Below are 16825 nucleotides of genomic sequence, written 5' to 3'. Positions count from 1 at the left end.
ATAGGTTACAATCCGAACACACCGATTAATGAAAGGAGTCAAGATTTTATGGACCAATTTCAACATATTGATGTTCAACATGCTCAGCGTTTACTGGAAACAACGACCGCAGTATTAGTTGATACTCGCGACGCGCAGAGTTTTTCTCAGGGGCGAGTGCCAAGCGCGTTTCATTTAACGAATGACTCTTTAGTGGCGTTTTTACAAGAAACGGAGTTTGATCAACCCATATTGGTCATGTGCTATCACGGTATTAGCAGTCAAGGCGCTGCGCAATATTTGATTGGGCAAGGATTTGATAGTGTTTATAGTGTCGATGGTGGTTTTGAGGCCTGGCAACGTGCCGGCCTACCAGTAGAAGGGCAAATATGAAGCGACTAATTGCGCTTAACAATCCGCGCAGCGGTCAGGCATTTATCGATTATATGGCAACGCAACATATCGATATTCGAATGATGCCGGAGGGTGAGGGTCAATTTTCATTATGGTTGGTGGATGACACGCATTATGACGCTGTTGAAGTCGAGCTGCAGCAGTTTCTGCACGATCCTACTGCACCGCGATACCGCGCTGCATCTTGGGATGTCGGACCCTCGCAACCCACACGATTTCGTTACGCCAGCCCAAGTTTAATGGCAATGATACGAGCTAAGGCCGGCCCTGTGACGCTGGTGGTTATGTTCGCTTGCGTTGTTATCTATGCGCTGCGTATGTTGGGTTTTGGCCAAGGCGTTTTTGATGCGTTGCATTTTCCTGCCGACGCTGCGCAGCAGTGGCAATTATGGCGGTGGTTTACTCATGCATTGCTGCACTTTTCAGTCACTCACATCATTTTTAATCTTTTGTGGTGGTGGGAGTTCGGTGGCGATATCGAAAAGCGTCTTGGCAGTGGTAAGTTACTGCAGATCTTTTTGATTTCAGCGGCGCTATCTGGTGCGGGGCAGTATTGGGTTGAGGGGGCTAATTTTGGTGGCTTATCCGGCGTTGTTTATGCCCTTTTGGGTTACCTGTGGATTTTTGGTCTTCGCGCGCCTCACTATGGATTAACGGTGGCAAAACCTTTGGTCGCCTTTATGTTGATCTGGTTGGTGTTGGGGTTTGTTCAGCCCTTTTTCGCGATTGCGAATACCGCGCATTTGGTTGGCTTAATTGCCGGGATGGCGCTTGCATGGCTTGATGCGAGTAAGCAAAAATACCAGCAATAGAACCGGGCGCTGTGTGAGCGCCCTTGGTCTTTTCAGTGACGTAATCAGATTGTTTATTGATATAGATATTTAGTAAAGAGCAGGTCGGCAATGAGAGGCTTACCGGTTTCGGGTAATAGAATGGCGTTAAGATGCTCGGTTAACGTTTTACGCATATCTTCACGCCCCGCGAGCGACTTTATGGTGTCTTCGGTCTGTTTGCCGACCAACTCGATGATCGCATCGCGAATCAGCGGTTGGTGATGCTCGACAAGCGCGACGTCGGCGTCATTCATTACCATAATATCAATGCGCAGTTGTACATAGCCTAATTGGTTGCCACGAGTGTAAAAATTAGTGGTGAGATCTGGCTCAAGCGTGAAGTAAGCGAGGCTTGGCACACTGGCGTTCTCTTGCGCATGCGCGGGTAATGTCAGCGTTGCAAGCAGGCAGAGCTGCGAAAAAAAGTCGCGTTTGTTCATGGTTTCTACTTTTCTTTGGTTTTCTTTCTTCAGTTGGCAATACTCGAAACGCGTCACACTTGTTACAATAGCGCAACCCTATTGGGGAGCGCATTGTGTAATGCTAGTAATGATGCTGCTTTATTGTACTGATAAAGCTAAGAATTGAATATAGATATGACTCAGGCAATTTCGCGCTATCTCACATCGCTCGATGATGTTGAGTGGCAAAATGCTAACGACTTTGATTTTCCCAATCTAGAAGTGAGCCAGTGGCTTTGTGAACAAGGGTCACTCTCCAAGCGTTTAGCACAGCAATGCCAACATCTGAGTGTGGTGGTATTAGCGCAGCAACACGTGAGCGCACAGACATTAAGCAAAGATGAAACCCTAGCGATTGGCGCTCATTCTTGTTTGTTGCGAGAGGTCATCTTGCAAGGCGATGGGCAGCCGTGGGTGATTGGTCGAACATTGATCCCTGAGCCAACATGGCAGCACCAGTCTGTCGATTTACGCTCTCAAGGCGATATTCCTCTTGGACTCACGGTATTTGCTGCTGAGGCCGTTAAGCGTGATCGCCTAGAGATAGGGTGCGTTGAACATCAGGGTGAACGTTTATTTGTTAGGCGCTCGCGGCTTTGGATGAATCATAAACCTATGTTAGTCACAGAGCTATTTTTACCGCAAGCACCGATTGAACAACGCGTTATGGACGACGCCGAGGGCCGCGTTAGTGTTTCTCATCGAACAATGCCCCTCGGGCAACAGAGCACGGAGTAAGCGATCATGAGCTTGGATAAATCAACCGCAGCCAAGTTGGCGAGATCCGTTTCATGGCAAGATAAATGCCGCGCGTTTTGGCAGTTAACTCGAATGGATAAGCCCATCGGATCGCTGTTGTTGATGTGGCCAACGTTATGGGCGCTGATTATTGCGGGCGATGGTCACCCAGATGCGGTGATTCTTATCGTCTTTGTACTGGGCGTCTTATTGATGCGCAGTGCGGGCTGTGTCATCAATGATGTGGCCGATAGGCACGTCGATGGTCATGTAAAACGTACCTGTCAGCGACCTTTACCTTCGGGCAAAGTGAGCACCAAAGAAGCGATCGCTTTATTTGTTTTGCTGGTGGTGAGCGCGTTTTTGTTGGTGTTGACCATGAACGCACTAACGGTTCAGCTCTCAATTATGGGTGTCGTGTTGGCGTTTATTTATCCGTTTATGAAGCGGTATACCCACCTGCCACAACTGTTTCTAGGGCTTGCGTTTAGCTGGTCTATTCCTATGGCTTGGGCGGCTCAAGCCGGCAGCTTATCTGGGTTAACGTGGTTTGTTTTTGTGCTCAATGGTCTTTGGACTGTGGCGTATGACACACAATACGCAATGGTAGACCGAGATGATGATATCAATATTGGTATCAAATCAACGGCCATTCTCTTTGGCCGTTTTGACAAACTGATCATTGGTGTATTGCAGCTGAGCACCTTGGTGATGCTCGTGTTACTCGGAGGCTATTTAGAGCTGGCAGGTGTTTATTACTGGGCCATTCTTGTCGCGGCGGCCCTATTTGTTTATCAGCAGCACTTAATACGTCATCGTGAGCGTCAAGCGTGCTTTCGCGCTTTTTTAAATAACAATTATGTGGGTATGGCGATTGCGCTTGGGCTGTTTGCCGCACTTTGGTAATTCACGCACCTTCATAAACAAACGGGCAGACTCAATGTCAATTGAACTGCCCGTTTTCTTTTTCAAGCCTTCTTACCACTCTCTTTATGGCAACAATTGCCATACTCCCCATTCCCCAGTGGTTCCGGGTTCTTCATTTTGTGTCCACCACTTTGCTTGCCATTGCTGGTTTTTATGTGACACTTTCTCACCTTGTTGATAAGTTGATTGCGCAGACCATGCATTCTCGGCCGCCGAAGGGGGCGGTTTGATTAAGGAGAGTGCGTAGTTGAATGTGTTGTCCGGTGCCCAGATTTGATTGGCATATAAGTTGGCGCTGTCAAACATGTAATGACTCATCTCATCGTGCCAGATCCCAATATACCAGCTGCTAGAGGTCGCTTGATTAAACTGTTCAGCCAGCGTCGCCGGCCAATTCGCTTGGTTGGTTTCGGTGATGGTTAGAATTAAATCGACTTGCTCTTGACCTTGTTCATCAAAGGTACGCAACCTAATTTGGTCGTCAATGGCAACAGGCCCAAAGCCTTGAGGTATGAAGTACCCAAGTGAGGTTAATGTTGCATCTGAGGGATCCGATGAATGGCTTCCCGATAGACGAATATCACTGCAATTGTAAAATCCTTCGCCTGCCGCATCATCACGCTGCCATCGAGTATAGAGAATTGCATCGCCACTACGGTCCGCGGGGAAACGGACTTTGATGCGGTAGCGCTTGTCATCGCCGACAAAGACATTACCCGCAGTATCAATTAGGGACAAATCTTGCCATGTGAGCGGTTGGGTCGCGTCATAATCTGGATTACTAAGATAGAACTCCCAGTAAGACGGGTTATGCGGTGCTTGACCATAAAATACCAGCTCAATTTGTTGATTGGCGTCAAGACTCACATGGGTACGTTGCCAATGTGGAGAGGGTAAATCGAGTCCTGCTTTTGACCGATCGCCAGCTGAGCATAACTGACCATCGGTGACGACATCTTGTACATCCGCGATATTTCGGTAGTTACTCACATTGGCTGATATTTCACTACGCTGTACAAAAGGGTGCGCGCCAGAAAGATCATACGCAGCCTGACATGCTGCATTGGGAATCTGATCGTTCCAGTAGCCACCATCAAGATAACAGGTATTTTGGCGCGCACTTGGAAACTCGACCCAGCCGTGTGAGTGAGTCAACGGGCTGGCAAGCATACAGATAGGAGATAAAAGAACCGCGAGCTTAGAGGTGAACTTATTCATAACTCATCCTTGCGAATTAATGATTGGTTGATGTCATTTAAAACATCTTGAACAAATGGTGTGTAATGGCAGTTGCTCCACGCATACCAAATGAAGACGACCTTAGCTAACCTAGCAGGCTGAATCGAATTGTGAGTGAACTAATGTTTATTTGATTTATAAAATGGCGCCTAGTTTACAAAAAATAACTTAACGTAACGAGAGCGAATGAGGTTTTTCGAGTGACTTCAAATGATCATGACGATGTGAGGGAAGACGATATTCGAGGTCGGCGGTAAGAATCTGTAAAAAAGAATGAGCTAAATAAACCGTCAGCACTACAAAGGTGCTGACGTTATCCTCTTTCCACTTGAAGTTGCAGCGCTTTGCTTAAAAAATTATGGTGCGGGCTCTCACAAACCTCATCACATAGTTCATCTATGTTCAGAGGCTTTGTTCGTTTGCCGCCGACCTGCAACGCCAAGTTGTTTGGCTATATAAATGTACTAATCATGCAGCGTCGATTGGTAAATGCTCTCTTGAATGGTCAGTTTTACTTCCGGATAAAGTAAGGCATAGAGCAATTTCGCTAAATGCTTGCTTTGGTCCTCATTACAGCTGCCATCGGCGTCAAGATAATGTTCTGATTTAAGAGTATTAAACATGGCTGAGAAGACGCCTTTATCAAAGAATTCTGGGGCGTTAATCCCGTGCAGACGACCCAGTCGTTGCGCAATGTCTTGACTCTTTTGCTCTAAATCGGCTTTATCTAACTCCGGGCTGGCAACCAGTAAATTGAGCGCAATCGCATAACGTTGTAGTGTTTCGCCAATCGTGCGACCTAGCAACATCAAAGGCTGACTGTTGCGCTGATTCATTTCAACGTAGCCATTATCCACAAGCACTAAGCGCTGACGTAACAACTCGTCTAGCAGAGCCTGCACCATATTTGAAAGCTTCGCCTCTTCGATACTCAAAAACAGCTCCGCTTTTAAGAAGGGGTAAATTAGTCCAACTTGTTGCTGTAGCTGTTCAACACTGACTCGGCGCTGACGCACCACCATCTGTGCCAATAATGAAGGTAACGCAAGTAAGTGTATGATGTTGTTACGATAGTAAGTCATTAAGATCGACTGATTTCGATCTAATGAAATAATGTCACCCATACTGTCTGTCTCAATCACAAACTTATCTAACGAGAGCGCATGTTCAACCAGAGCCGATGCGGAATCACTTGGTACGGTTCGAGTTTTTGAGTACGGAACGTTTTTCAGTAATTCAAGGTAACACTCAAGTTGATTCTCAAGCGAGTCACGTGATAGCGCCCGTTGACGTGAAGCCAGTAAGGCGGTTGCGCACAAGGTTAAAGCGTTGGTGGCGGCCGCATCGTTGATGTGCGTCATCATTTTTTCCGCTAACCCATTGACCACCGGATTCATCCACGCTGGCTTGCTGCCTCCCATAGGATTAATATCATTGACCCATTCTGGTGCGTGCTGATTTAAGTAATGATTGAGCGGGATCGGTTCGCCAAAGTTGACATAACCAAAACCAAAATTGCGCAACTTGCGTAAGGTGCGCAGCACTAAGCCAGCATTTTCTTTTTCTTTGCGTTTGCCACGTAACTCTTTAGCGTAAGTGCCCACTTCCATGACGTGTTCATAACCGATGTAGACGGGCACCAGCGTCACGGGGCGGTTTAAGCCTCTAAGCATGGCTTGAATGGTCATCGCTAACATGCCGGTTTTGGCGGTTAACAGGCGACCTGTGCGCGAACGCCCACCTTCACTGAAATATTCAACGGAATACCCTTTGGCGAACAATTCGGCCAAATATTCACGGAAAATCGTGGAGTAGAGCTTATTGCCCTTAAAGCTACGACGAATGAAAAAAGCGCCGCCACGGCGGAAAATCGGCCCTGCTGGAAAGAAGTTAAGGTTAATGCCAGCAGCAATGTGCGGTGGCACCATGCCTTCATGGTAGAGCACGTAAGAAAGCAACAAATAGTCCATATGGCTACGATGGCAAGGCACGTATACGATCTCATGGCCATCTTGTGCAAGGCGTCGCACTGTTGCCGCATTATTGATGTTGAGCCCTTGATAGAGCTTATTCCACAGCCAAGACAGAACATGGTTGCCTTGGCGAATCAAGGTATAAGAGAAGTCTGCTGCAATCTCATCCATCATAGACTGCGCTTCTTTCTGTGCTTTTTCTAAAGGAATGTCCTTGGCGCGAGCTTCGTCTTCTATGGCTTGTTTGATGGCGGGTGATTTTAACAATCGTTCAAATAGCACATGACGCATCGGCAGATTTGGCCCCGAGGCGGCAAGCTTTTGACGCGAAAAATGAATTCGTGCCACGCGCGCTAATTTATGAGCGATAGCCTCATCAGTACCGTGAGCATCGGCCATGTAACGCAGTGACACTAGAGGGCTGAAGCGGACCGAACAACTGCGGCCATCGACCAATACGGACCAGCCTTTTTGTAATCCGTTCATCGGTTGAAGATAAGATTTGTGCTCGCCTTCTTTACCAGGTTTACGGCTCCATAACACCGCAGTTGGTAAAATTTGAATATCAAGCTGGGCGTCTTGTTGATGCAATGCAAGTAGATCACCAAAGAGCGCAATCGAGTCTTTGGGCAGACTATCGTTATCCTGCATTAGGCTTGGGCACGCAGCGATATAGACGTGGCGACAATATTGTTGACCATTGATTTCTAACGGTTCGAGTGGGTCCGGCAAGCCAAGCTTTCGTGTTTGAGCTTGTAAGGTTAAGAGATCAACATTGGAACGAAAAGGCAGCGCGTAAACAATCGGCTTATTGAGGTCGATGTTCAGATCCGCAATAGGATCAGAGGGAATAGCTTTGCCCCGAACAAAAAGCGATATAGGTGCTTTTAGTAATGATTGGGTAACTGGGTGTCGCGAAGACATAGGGGTCTCAGCCTCAATTGATTAATATAACCTGTGGCCATCACGAAACCGTTAGCCACATGGCGAAAATACTTAACTGGCAAGGATAGCAGAAACTGGTCGAACCTTTAATGTTTAAAAGTGCAGCAACGTCGTGATCTGCCGATTTTCTTTATTGCGTTCCAGTTTCATCCTCCAAGATGTGTAGAGAATCCGATGCGCGTGATAGCAAGGCTTTCTTTTTAACCAGTTACTGGATATACTTCCAGTTAACTGTATAAAAAGACAGGTGAGTCATGAAGCCGTTAACGCCAAGACAGCAACAAGTTTTTGATTTAATAAAAAGTAAAATTGATGATACTGGAATGCCACCTACTCGCGCCGAAATTGCTCGAGAATTGGGGTTTCGCTCTGCGAATGCAGCAGAAGAGCATTTAAAAGCACTGGCCCGTAAACAGGTGATTGAAATTGTCCCAGGGGCATCCCGTGGCATTCGTATTCTGGTTGAAGCCAGCAATGACCCCGAAGATCTTGGTCTTCCTCTGATTGGTCGAGTCGCTGCGGGAGAGCCTATTTTGGCTCAAGAGCACGTAGAAACGCACTATCAGGTGGATCCTGCCATGTTTCGCCCACAAGCGGATTTCTTACTTCGCGTTCATGGTGAAAGTATGAAAAATATTGGCATTATGGATGGCGACTTACTTGCTGTGCATAAAACTCAAGATGTGCGTGACGGTCAAGTTGTTGTCGCTCGCGTGGATGATGATGTTACGGTCAAACGTCTTGAGCGCAAAGGAGCCAAAGTGTTGTTGCATGCGGAAAATGAATCTTTTGCACCGATTGAAGTCGATTTGAGTGCCCAGCAGCTTTCAATTGAAGGCATTGCAGTCGGCGTGATCCGCAGCGGCGATTGGATGTAAGCTTTTATTCTATTGCCAGCTACGATTTTTTCTACTTGATTTGCGTTGTTTGAATCTAGTGATGAAAGGCGAAAATATTAAGGCGGATTAATGTTTTGATTCATCCGCCTTTTTGATGCTCGCTATTTGGGGATACGCAGAATCTAAAACAATCGATTTAATCCGTTTAAGGCTGCGACACGATACGCTTCAGCCATCGTTGGATAATTGAATGTCGTATTAACAAAGTATTCAATGGTGTTTGCTGGCCCTTTTTGCTCCATGATCGCCTGTCCAATATGAATGATTTCTGCCGCTCGTTCACCAAAGCAGTGAATGCCAAGAATTTCTTTAGTTTCACGATGGAATAAAATTTTTAGGCTTCCGACATCTTTGCCTGCGATTTGCGCTCGCGCCAAATGCTTGAAGGATGAGCGACCCACTTCATAAGGCACTTTGGCTGCCGTCAACTCTTGCTCGGTTTTTCCTACCGAACTGATCTCGGGAATGGTATAGATGCCAGTTGGAATGTCTTCAATTAAATGGTTGTCGGCTTCGCCTTTAGTAATGGCTTGCGCGACAAATCGGCCTTGATCGTAAGCGGCACTGGCTAAGCTTGGGTACCCGATAACATCCCCTACCGCATAAATATGTTCTATGGGTGTTTGATAGTTACTGTCGACACTCAATTGCCCACGTGAATCTGGTTCGAGCCCCACCGCCGTGAGGTTAAGAGTATCCGTGTTTCCGGTTCGTCCATTGGCGTATAAGATGCAATCGGCTTTCATCTTTTTACCCGACTGTAGGTGTACAATCACACCGTCGTTACTCCCTTCAATGGACTCATAGGTTTCATCGTTGCGGATCACGACACCGCTATTCCAAAAGTGGTACGACAATGCGTCGGATGTTTCGTTATCAAGAAAAGAGAGCAAGCGATCTCGTGTGTTGATCAAATCGGTTTTGACCCCAAGACCACGAAAAATTGAAGCGTATTCACAGCCAATCACGCCTGCGCCATAGATGATAATGTGTTGAGGATCGTGCTTAAGTGCCAAGATAGAGTCACTGTCATAAATGCGCTCATGGGTGAAGTCAACATTTGCTGGCCGATAGGGGCGAGAGCCTGTTGCAATAACAAATTTATCGGCGTGATAACGTTCTTCGCTGCCATCAGGTTGTTTTACTGCGAGTGTGTGGGTGTCAATAAAGCGCGCATGACCAAAAATCAACGTGCATTGATTTCTATCGTAAAAACCCTGACGAAGTCGAGTCTGTTTATCAATGACACTTTTAGCGTGGCTCAGTATGTCTGAAAAGGTGGCGTGAAGGCTGCTGTTGTTTCGACAGAAAATGGGATTGTTATTAAACTCAATAATGCGACTGACAGCATGGCGCAATGCTTTGGAAGGGATTGTGCCCCAGTGCGTGCAGCCACCGCCCACGCTGCTCTCTTTTTCAATAATAGCAACATTGAGCCCTGCCTTTGTTAACCCCATAGCGGCGCCTTCGCCCCCTGGGCCACTGCCAATAACGATGACGTCAAAGTGATGCGACTGAGCCATAATGCCTTCCTTGATTTTGATGTGTCCTGGGTATTTAACCAGATTTTAACTAAATTTACCGATTGGTAAATTAGTGTGGGGCAAGAGAGTGGAAACGATCACGAAGATTGCGATCACGCTTATTAAATTTACTCGCGCAGTGGCTCACGTCGTCGAGGCTAGTGCTCTTATATCGAGTCAACAATCGCGCTATATTATGCTGTATCACTTATTAAGGTAGTCTTTCGATTGACAATGAAATCCATGGGCATTCGTGCACAGCAAAAAGAAAAAACTCGGCGTTCTTTGATTGATGCGGCGTTCAGTCAATTGAGTGCGGATCGCAGCTTTTCTAATCTCAGTTTACGTGAGGTCGCCCGAGAGGCAGGTATTGCGCCAACCTCATTCTATCGCCATTTTAAAGACATGGATGAACTCGGTTTGACTATGGTTGATGAGGGGGGCTTGTTGTTACGTCAATTAATGCGACAAGCTCGGCAACGTATTGCGAAAGAGGGCAGCGTGATCCGAACCTCAGTTGAAACCTTTATGGAGTTCATTGAGAGTAGCCCAAACGTATTTCGTCTATTGTTAAGGGAGCGTTCTGGTACATCCGCTGACTTTCGTGCAGCGGTAGCGCGTGAAATTCAGCATTTTGCTGCGGAGCTAACGGAATATTTGATTGGTACAGGCATGACTCGTGATGAGGCACTTGCTCAGGCTGAAGCCTCAGTGGTTTTAGTGTTTAGCTCTGGCGCAGAAGCGTTAGATCTTGACCGACGCGCGCGCGATGAATTGGCTGAACGTCTTATTATTCAATTGAGAATCGTGGCAAAAGGGGCTTATTGGTATCGCAAAGAGCGCGAGCGACTTCGATTAAAAGAGGGATAACCATATGTCGAGTGACAGTACAAACCGAAATTTAAAAGCAGAACGAAAAACCTATATCTTGGCCGTTATTATTGGAATGTGCGGTAACTCGCTACTTTCGTGGGTCACTATCAGTGATGTTACTTTTTCAATTTTTCCTTGGATTGCGTTAATTCTGGCACTACAAGCTCTATATCAAGAGTATTTGCGTCAGCCACTTGCAGAGGATGTACCACTTATCGGTCTTGCGTGCTTCTTTATTGGGGCGTTTGGTCACTCGGCATTCGTTAAAGCGCTCTATCCAGCTGAAGGCCAGAATTTTTTTGCGATATTGGTCGTATTGGCTTTGCTGGCTTGGGTTGGTGTCAAACTCGGAGTGGCGCAGCGCAAGTCGAGCCCTGTTGATGAAAAAGCCTCCCAGTAGTATTGAGTCTCTTGGGGCTAAGTCGCTATCCCCTTTCTCCTTAAAGTTGCAGTGTTTTTCTTTTAAAAAAGTAAGGGGCAGGCTCTCACAAACCTCATCACACAGTGTCTCTATGTTCACGAAGTGTTCAGAGGTTTTGTCCGTTTGTCGCCGACCTGCATCTCCAAGTTGTTTGGGTATAGAAATAAAAAAACGAGCATTTTGCTCGTTTTTTGTTGAGGTCGATTACGCTTTGCGCTCTAGCATGACACCCGCTTCCATATGGTGGGTATACGGAAATTGGTCAAATAGAGCAAAACGTGTGATGCGATGGGTTTCACTCAATATGGCTAGATTTTCTTTCAATGTATCCGGATTGCATGAAATGTAGAGAATGCGTTGGTAGCCTTGAACCATTTTACAAGTATCACTGTCCATCCCGGCGCGAGGTGGGTCGACAAAGATCGTATTGCAGTCGTATTGGGTTAAATCAACCCCCGCGTCTTCTAAGCGGCGGAAGGTACGCTTACCTTCAATCGCTTGTGTGAACTCTTCTGCTGAGAGTCGAAGGATTTTTACGTTTTCGATGGCATTGGCTGCGATATTGTATTGCGCGGACTCAACAGAAGGTTTGGCTAATTCGGTCGCAAGAACGCGATTGAAGTTTTGTGCTAGTGCTAATGAAAAATTGCCATTACCACAATAGAGTTCAAGTAAGTCGCCCTGACTGCCCTCGGTGCAATCTACCGCCCATTCGAGCATTTTTTCAGCGACTTTTCCGTTTGGTTGAGTGAAGCTGTTTTCGACTTGTTGATATAGGTATGGCGCACCGTTGACGTGCAGTTTTTCAACCACATAATCGCGATCCAGCACGATTTTCATTTTGCGAGCTCGGCCAATTAAATTGAGGTTGAAGCCCTCGTCACACAGGCGTTCTTTGAGTGCTTTGGCTTCTTGCTGCCATTGTTCGTCAAGTTGGCGGTGATAAAGCAGTGATACCAAAATTTCACCACTGAGCGTGGACAAAAAATCAACTTGAAACAGTTTGCGGCGTAGGGAGTCATTGCTTTTTAGACCATCGATTAACAACGGCATGAGATCATTGATCAGGCGACTGGCGGCAGGGAATTGGTCGACACGGTATTTTTGACGTGTTTCTTGATCAAACATGATGTAGTACATCTCATCGCCTTCATGCCAGACGCGGAACTCTGCACGCATACGGTAATGTTGCGTCGCTGATTCAAACACTTCTAGCTCAGGGGTTGCATAATCAGCAAACATTTCGGTTAAGCGCGCAATTTTTGCGTCAAGTTGCTGCTGATAGAGCTCGGGAGTTACATCAAGGGTCGCCATAAAAGTGCCTTTCAGGTTCAATCAAGTTAAGAGGGCAGATTTTATTCGAATCCCTCGTCTTGTCCAGTCTACCTCATGAACTTGATGTTTTGACGTCGTAACGAGTGCATTGTCTCTGCATAAGGTGTTTTGTGTAGCGATTGCGACTGTTGCGTTGCGTTTGGTTAAAAAATGTATCGCTAGACAAATTTTGACAGTATCAATAGTATGCGACAACTGCTTGATAGCATTAGCTCATTAAGCAGATTGTTAGCTGGTGTTTTTCCTGCGTTGTGCAGTGGAAAACTGAAAAGGGAATCCGGTGTGAATCCGGAACTGACGCGCAGCGGTATTAGAGAACGACCCCCAATATGACACTGCTTAATGGAATTAAGTGGGAAGTCAGGGCAGTAGGTTATTTTGCTCTTAAGTCCGAAGACCTGCCAGCGACGAGTGAACCCACTCGTGATGTTGACGCGATTTAGGACACAACGAAATGAAATACTCCCAATTGGCGAGCGCGCTTAGCGTTGCGCTATTTTCTTATGCCTCTTTTTCTTCTGATACTTTACCCACTGATGACGTGGATGAGACTCATGTTGTCATCGCCAATCGATTTGCACAGTCACCGTCGTCGGTATTGGCGTCAATGACAGTTGTGACGCGTGAAGATATTGAAGCGCTACAGGTGACAACGGCACTTGATGTGCTTGAGACGATGCCCGGTATTGAAGTCAATAAACTCGGGGGCAAGGGACAAACGAGCAGTTTGTATTTGCGTGGCACGCCGACAAAGCACACATTGGTGATAGTCGATGGGGTTAAAATTAACTCTGCAACGGCAGGTGGAGCCTCTATCGGCTTGATCCCCGCCTTCGCCATTGAGCGCATTGAAGTGGTTCGTGGACCACGTGCTGCCGTCTATGGATCGGATGCGATTGGGGGTGTGATAAGCATTACCACGTTAAGTGCACAAGATAAGCGACACCAAACTAAAGTCGGTTATGGTACTGAAAATCAATCTTTGCTGGCGTGGCGCTCTGCCGGACAGCTCAATGAGCAGACCCAAGGTGCGTTAATTATCGCCAATGAGCGCAGTACCGGTAGCGAAATTTATGAAATGACGCCAGAGGATCATGGATTTGAAGCCTTTACTGCGTTGGGCTCGCTTGCCCACCAGTTTAATCAGCAATGGAGCGCTCAATTTCACAGTTACCGTCTAGACTCAGGCTCTGAGTACGCAAGTCAATACGGCGGCGCGAAGCAAGAGAATTTAGTTGAGTTTTACACGCTTGCCGCCGCACTAAAATTTAACCGCGAAAACTGGTACTCACAGTGGCAGTTATCAACAACTCACGATCATGCTCAAGATGGCGACGTCCGCGGCCTAGTCGCGAAAACGGCTCTGGAAGCGAAGCGTCATAGTGTATCGTGGTTAACTCAATATCAGGCGTCGCCTAACTTAGACGTTAATGTCGGTATCGATTTGGAGCGTGAGGACGCTCAGCGAGGTGGTGCTAACACCACTCAGTATGTCAAAACAAAGAAAGATAATTTGGGCGTTTTTGGTACCGCGCTTTATCGAAACGAGCGTACGACGCTCGAAGCATCAATGCGTCACGATGATGATAGCGCCTTTGGTAACCACACGACATGGACTATCGGGGCTGGCGTGAATCTTTGGTCCGGGGTTGAACTGTTAGCAAGTTCAGGTACTAGTTTCAAAGCGCCGACGTTTAATGATTTGTATTGGCCCGGTCAGGGGAACCCAAATTTAAAACCGGAAACGTCAATCTCACATGAGGTAGGACTGCGTTTTTACAACGCACTGGTTGACATTGAGCTTGCCGCTTACCAAAACGATCTGGATGATATGATTGCATGGGCACCAATTGGTGAAAACGGCCTTTGGCTTCCAGCAAACGTTGAAAAGGCTCGTATTCGAGGCGTGGAGCTAGAAGCGCGTTTTGATACTGGAAGTATTGCTCATACCGTTGCTGCTGAGTGGAAAGATCCTGAAAATCGAGCTGATGGAAAACAATTGATCCGCCGTGCAAAACAAAATTACGCTTGGACAGCAATCTATCGACATGACCGCGTCGATTGGTCTGCCGTGGTGAATTATATTGGTAAGCGACCTGATAGTACGGGAAGTGATATGAAAGCCTATACGACAGTGGATCTAAGTGCGCGTTATCAAGTGACGGGGGCGTTAACCTTGGGGGCTCGAGTCGACAATTTGTTTAATGAAGATTTCCAGACCGCTCATGGTTACGACGGTAATTACTATCTTGGAGAGCAGCGCCAGTTCTTTGCCGATATGACGTATCAGTTCTAATCGTTCGTTAACCTTTTGGGTTATGGCGATGTAATACGAAAGAGAGGAGTCCCTGAGGGGCTCCTCTTTCCTTTGCTCCTGGTAAACCTGTGAGTATTGCCAATCGGGCTAGAGTCAGTATCATCGGCAACGGTGTCATTACAATGAGTAATAAGAGTGGAACAGGCGAATGTATTAATTTTTGACTCGGGTGTCGGTGGGCTGTCCGTTTATCAAGAAATTTGCACGTTATTACCGCAGGTTAATTACTTTTATCTTTTTGATAATGAGGCGTACCCCTATGGGGAGCTAGCACAAGAAATTTTATTGGGGCGTGTCATCCACCTTGTTCAAGAAGCGGTGAGTCGTTGGCAAATTGACTTGGTTGTGATTGCGTGTAATACCGCAAGTACTATCGTGTTACCGCAACTTAGAGAATGTTTAGATATTCCGATTGTAGGTGTTGTGCCCGCAATCAAACCTGCTGCGCTGGTGGCGCAAAAGGGGATAGCCTTAATTGCTACCCCAGCCACAATCACAAGACCTTATACGCAAGATCTTATTGAACAATTTTTACCGAATGTATCTATCGAATTACTGGGTTCAACGCGTTTGGTCGATATTGCTGAGGAAAAATTAAGAGGCTTACCTGTCAACTTAAATGAGCTTAAAACAATCCTAACACCGATTATGGGTTGTGTTGATGTGGCTGTGTTAGGCTGTACGCACTTTCCACTACTTAAGCAAGAGATCGCCGATGCTCTCAGTGAGACGGTTACGCTAATTGATTCTGGAAGTGCGATCGCCCGCCGAGTCGTATCCTTGCTATCACCAATCATTAAGAGTGCTCAATTGGGTGAGCGTGTCATACATAGTACGATGCCGCCATGGGAAGCGGATGCACTAAATCGACAATTAAACTTATTAGGGTTTAAGTTGCCGTGCGCGCTATTTAAGACTCAAATTTAGGTTCGTTTGCTAATCGAACTTTGAGTTGCCTTTCCATAAACAAATAATCATTGAGTGCTTCGATAACGGCAGGGGCATCATTGGCACTCACTTCTACAAAGCCAAATCCTCGTTTTCGATTAGTTCGCTTATCGACCATCAATCTGACAGCTAAAACATGTCCGTATGATTCAAAAAGGTTACGAATGGCAAGCTCGTCGGCGCGATAAGGTAAGTTACCAACATAGAGGGTAATCGTCGTGTCGCTGGCCACAGTTGTATGGTCCGCTGCCGAATCAAGCTGATGAGGGAAGCGGCAAAAAATAAGGCTACTTAAAACCATCCCTGCCATAAAGGCGATGCTGGCAGAATAGGAAAAGGGTGCAAGGATCAGTGCGCCAATCACAGCGAGTAGCGAATTGAACATTAAGGGGGTTGGGGTTTTCATAGATCGTTAAGCCTCAAAAGCAGCAGTAATCATGATGATGACCTGAACTTAGCCTAAGCATTTTTTCACAAAAACTTTGTATTAAGGGTGATACCTGTACGAGAAATGAACAAAATAGGCCATTTTGATGTCTTTTTGCACGGTTGATTTTTTTTTAAGAAAAAACTATTGCAACTGCGTCACTGATCCCTATAATGCCGCCTCACTGACAGGGAGCACGGCAACGGCTGGTGGCCTTGAAAGTAGAGATGAAAAAAGTTTGAAAATAACGATTGACTCTCAAAAATAAATGCGTAAGATACGCAGCCCTGACGGACGACAAGTTCGAAAGTCAAATCGCTCTTTAACAATATAAACCTATCAATCTGTGTGGGCACTCGTTGATGATAATCCAATTAGAAACTTCTCTTATATAAAGAGGGGCTTCAAATTCGATTTCAATGAACTGAGTGACCAATTCGATACTTAGTATCGACACAGTCAATTCACTATCGAAAGATAGAATCAGTATTCATTGAGTCACAAAAACTTTAAATTGAAGAGTTTGATCATGGCTCAGATTGAACGCTGGCGGCAGGCCTAACACATGCAAGT

15 protein-coding genes, 1 rRNA gene and 1 riboswitch are annotated in these 16825 nt (G+C 46.4%); of the genes, 10 read left to right on the top strand and 6 right to left on the bottom strand.

What is annotated here, in order from left to right:
* The first annotated feature begins 48 nt into the window (after nt 1-48).
* Together glpE and glpG are read left to right on the top strand one after the other, a co-directional pair.
* Nucleotides 49-372, top strand: coding sequence for a thiosulfate sulfurtransferase GlpE (gene glpE / locus HGP28_RS12090; RefSeq protein WP_168836729.1), 324 nt, complete (start codon nt 49-51; stop codon nt 370-372).
* Nucleotides 369-1205, top strand: a complete 837-nt coding sequence (glpG, locus tag HGP28_RS12085) for a rhomboid family intramembrane serine protease GlpG (RefSeq protein ID WP_168836728.1) — start codon at nt 369-371, stop codon at nt 1203-1205. The genes glpE and glpG overlap by 4 nt, the downstream gene beginning before the upstream one ends.
* 53 nt (nt 1206-1258) lie before the next feature.
* On the opposite strand, the gene HGP28_RS12080 is transcribed toward glpG, so the two are convergent.
* Entirely contained in the window at nt 1259-1666 is a 408-nt protein-coding gene (locus HGP28_RS12080; protein WP_168836727.1) for a flagellar basal body-associated protein FliL, read from the bottom strand.
* Between the two features lie 156 nt (nt 1667-1822).
* On the opposite strand from HGP28_RS12080, the gene HGP28_RS12075 reads away from it, so the two are divergent.
* Nucleotides 1823-2425, top strand: a complete 603-nt coding sequence (locus HGP28_RS12075) for a chorismate lyase (RefSeq protein ID WP_168836726.1) — start codon at nt 1823-1825, stop codon at nt 2423-2425.
* Between the two features lie 6 nt (nt 2426-2431).
* Nucleotides 2432-3331, top strand: coding sequence for a 4-hydroxybenzoate octaprenyltransferase (ubiA, locus tag HGP28_RS12070; protein WP_168836725.1), 900 nt, complete (start codon nt 2432-2434; stop codon nt 3329-3331).
* Nucleotides 3332-3415: 84 nt separating this feature from the next.
* Here ubiA and HGP28_RS12065 read toward each other — a convergent pair whose 3' ends face one another.
* Both HGP28_RS12065 and plsB read right to left on the bottom strand, forming a co-directional pair.
* A complete protein-coding gene (locus HGP28_RS12065; RefSeq protein WP_439333856.1) occupies nt 3416-4570 on the bottom strand; it encodes a lytic polysaccharide monooxygenase in 1155 nt (384 codons plus the stop codon).
* 485 nt (nt 4571-5055) lie between these two features.
* Entirely contained in the window at nt 5056-7488 is a 2433-nt protein-coding gene (gene plsB, locus HGP28_RS12060; RefSeq protein WP_168836724.1) for a glycerol-3-phosphate 1-O-acyltransferase PlsB, read from the bottom strand.
* Between the two features lie 275 nt (nt 7489-7763).
* Between plsB and lexA the strand changes: the two genes are divergently transcribed.
* The gene (lexA, locus tag HGP28_RS12055) at nt 7764-8387 is read left to right on the top strand and encodes a transcriptional repressor LexA (protein WP_168836723.1); all 624 of its coding nucleotides are present in this window, start codon (nt 7764-7766) and stop codon (nt 8385-8387) included.
* 143 nt (nt 8388-8530) lie between these two features.
* Here lexA and sthA read toward each other — a convergent pair whose 3' ends face one another.
* Entirely contained in the window at nt 8531-9931 is a 1401-nt protein-coding gene (gene sthA / locus HGP28_RS12050; protein WP_168836722.1) for a Si-specific NAD(P)(+) transhydrogenase, read from the bottom strand.
* 234 nt (nt 9932-10165) lie between these two features.
* Between sthA and fabR the strand changes: the two genes are divergently transcribed.
* Together fabR and HGP28_RS12040 are read left to right on the top strand one after the other, a co-directional pair.
* Nucleotides 10166-10801, top strand: coding sequence for an HTH-type transcriptional repressor FabR (gene fabR / locus HGP28_RS12045; RefSeq protein WP_168836833.1), 636 nt, complete (start codon nt 10166-10168; stop codon nt 10799-10801).
* Nucleotides 10802-10805: 4 nt separating this feature from the next.
* Nucleotides 10806-11204, top strand: a complete 399-nt coding sequence (locus HGP28_RS12040; RefSeq protein ID WP_168836721.1) for a YijD family membrane protein — start codon at nt 10806-10808, stop codon at nt 11202-11204.
* Nucleotides 11205-11429: 225 nt separating this feature from the next.
* Here HGP28_RS12040 and trmA read toward each other — a convergent pair whose 3' ends face one another.
* Nucleotides 11430-12539: a tRNA (uridine(54)-C5)-methyltransferase TrmA gene (gene trmA / locus HGP28_RS12035; RefSeq protein ID WP_168836720.1), complete on the bottom strand. Its 1110-nt coding sequence runs from the start codon at nt 12537-12539 to the stop codon at nt 11430-11432.
* A 237-nt stretch (nt 12540-12776) separates the two neighbouring features.
* Nucleotides 12777-12980, top strand: a riboswitch (cobalamin riboswitch).
* A gap of 34 nt (nt 12981-13014) precedes the next feature.
* Here trmA and HGP28_RS12030 point away from each other — a divergent pair.
* Nucleotides 13015-14856: a TonB-dependent receptor domain-containing protein gene (locus HGP28_RS12030; protein WP_168836719.1), complete on the top strand. Its 1842-nt coding sequence runs from the start codon at nt 13015-13017 to the stop codon at nt 14854-14856.
* Between the two features lie 150 nt (nt 14857-15006).
* On the top strand, nt 15007-15804 hold the full coding sequence (gene murI / locus HGP28_RS12025) for a glutamate racemase (protein WP_168836832.1): 798 nt from the start codon (nt 15007-15009) through the stop codon (nt 15802-15804).
* Here murI and HGP28_RS12020 read toward each other — a convergent pair.
* Nucleotides 15788-16231: an RNA recognition motif domain-containing protein gene (locus HGP28_RS12020; RefSeq protein ID WP_168836718.1), complete on the bottom strand. Its 444-nt coding sequence runs from the start codon at nt 16229-16231 to the stop codon at nt 15788-15790. The genes murI and HGP28_RS12020 overlap by 17 nt on opposite strands.
* A gap of 532 nt (nt 16232-16763) precedes the next feature.
* Between HGP28_RS12020 and HGP28_RS12015 the strand changes: the two genes are divergently transcribed.
* Nucleotides 16764-16825, top strand: a 16S ribosomal RNA gene (locus HGP28_RS12015); the annotation flags it as partial.

The organism is Vibrio agarilyticus (assembly GCF_012641465.1).
GTDB lineage: Bacteria > Pseudomonadota > Gammaproteobacteria > Enterobacterales > Vibrionaceae > Vibrio > Vibrio agarilyticus.
Note: the sequence above shows the minus strand (reverse complement) of the source record. Positions and strands in the feature narration are given on the sequence as shown.

Coding starts and splice junctions, on each gene's coding strand:
- HGP28_RS12020 (WP_168836718.1), bottom strand. CDS start 16,231: ATGAAAACCCCAACCCCCTTAATGTTCAATTCGCTACTCGCTGTGATT.
- trmA (WP_168836720.1), bottom strand. CDS start 12,539: ATGGCGACCCTTGATGTAACTCCCGAGCTCTATCAGCAGCAACTTGAC.
- lexA (WP_168836723.1), top strand. CDS start 7,764: ATGAAGCCGTTAACGCCAAGACAGCAACAAGTTTTTGATTTAATAAAA.
- glpE (WP_168836729.1), top strand. CDS start 49: ATGGACCAATTTCAACATATTGATGTTCAACATGCTCAGCGTTTACTG.
- HGP28_RS12080 (WP_168836727.1), bottom strand. CDS start 1,666: ATGAACAAACGCGACTTTTTTTCGCAGCTCTGCCTGCTTGCAACGCTG.
- HGP28_RS12030 (WP_168836719.1), top strand. CDS start 13,015: ATGAAATACTCCCAATTGGCGAGCGCGCTTAGCGTTGCGCTATTTTCT.
- ubiA (WP_168836725.1), top strand. CDS start 2,432: ATGAGCTTGGATAAATCAACCGCAGCCAAGTTGGCGAGATCCGTTTCA.
- fabR (WP_168836833.1), top strand. CDS start 10,166: ATGAAATCCATGGGCATTCGTGCACAGCAAAAAGAAAAAACTCGGCGT.
- HGP28_RS12065 (WP_439333856.1), bottom strand. CDS start 4,570: ATGAATAAGTTCACCTCTAAGCTCGCGGTTCTTTTATCTCCTATCTGT.
- HGP28_RS12040 (WP_168836721.1), top strand. CDS start 10,806: ATGTCGAGTGACAGTACAAACCGAAATTTAAAAGCAGAACGAAAAACC.
- sthA (WP_168836722.1), bottom strand. CDS start 9,931: ATGGCTCAGTCGCATCACTTTGACGTCATCGTTATTGGCAGTGGCCCA.
- glpG (WP_168836728.1), top strand. CDS start 369: ATGAAGCGACTAATTGCGCTTAACAATCCGCGCAGCGGTCAGGCATTT.
- HGP28_RS12075 (WP_168836726.1), top strand. CDS start 1,823: ATGACTCAGGCAATTTCGCGCTATCTCACATCGCTCGATGATGTTGAG.
- plsB (WP_168836724.1), bottom strand. CDS start 7,488: ATGTCTTCGCGACACCCAGTTACCCAATCATTACTAAAAGCACCTATA.